This window comes from Streptomyces actuosus (genome assembly GCF_016921115.1).
GTDB lineage: Bacteria > Actinomycetota > Actinomycetes > Streptomycetales > Streptomycetaceae > Streptomyces > Streptomyces actuosus_A.
Genome location: NZ_JAFFZS010000121.1, coordinates 1 through 957, shown reverse-complemented (window position 1 = coordinate 957; position 957 = coordinate 1). Strand labels below are relative to the sequence as shown.

The following is a 957-nucleotide window of genomic DNA, read 5'->3' as shown; positions in this document are numbered from 1 at the left end:
AATTATCATTGAGTGAAATTAAGGATGTTTTTTTTTAATACAATCAGGAAATAGGCTTAGAAGCGGCCATTTTTTGAAGACCTCGTAACAGAGCACTGATTAAACTTTTTAGAAAAAAACACCGAAAATTTAACGGATCTAAATGATATACCGAAACCTTGTACACATATGTATAATAATAAAATATTGTCTATGTGGGGTAGCGGAACGTTGGATAAATATTAATTATTATTTCTTATTAAGAAATAATAAGTATGGTTAATTAACCATCAATATAATCCAAGAGATAATGCTGACATGAGTAACGAAAAAGGAATAACCTCGCCTTAAGCTTATGGTATTATATTTAATTTTCGGTGTCTAAAAGTATTAATCAAAAGGTAATTTTGATGATATTTATATATAAATACTTAAAAGTTAAAAACAAAACCTTTAATAAGTAATAAAGGTTCTGGAAAATTTTTAAACTTTATATAAAAATTATTAACTTTCGGTAATAGCCTTATAAATTATTATCGATATATTATATTGTATATATATTATAATTTGTTACAAGTTTGACAAAATTGTATTGTAAATTCAATATAATAGAAAAATTAATAATTAAAATATATATTTATATTAATATTATTGTATTTATAATAAGGCTAATATACAATTAATATTAATATATTAAGGTTTATATATACCGTACCTAGATACTATCACAAGTAAGCAAGTAGAGAATACAAAGGCGTTTGAGCGAACAATCATTAAGGAACTCGGCAAATTGACTACCGTAACTTCGGGATAAGGAGGGCCATTATCATAAGTTTAACATATTTAAAAGGTATGATAATTAAACTTATGGTAAGAGGAAACATAAAATAATGTTGTACGACTGTTTAATAAAAACACAGCACTCTGCAAAGATAAAATATCAAAGTATTGAGTGTGATGTCTGACCACTGTCGGCTG

The 957-nt window shown here is 25.6% G+C and carries 1 rRNA gene; it reads left to right on the top strand.

What is annotated here, in order from left to right:
• Positions 1-957, top strand: a 23S ribosomal RNA gene (locus JS756_RS38945); the annotation flags it as partial.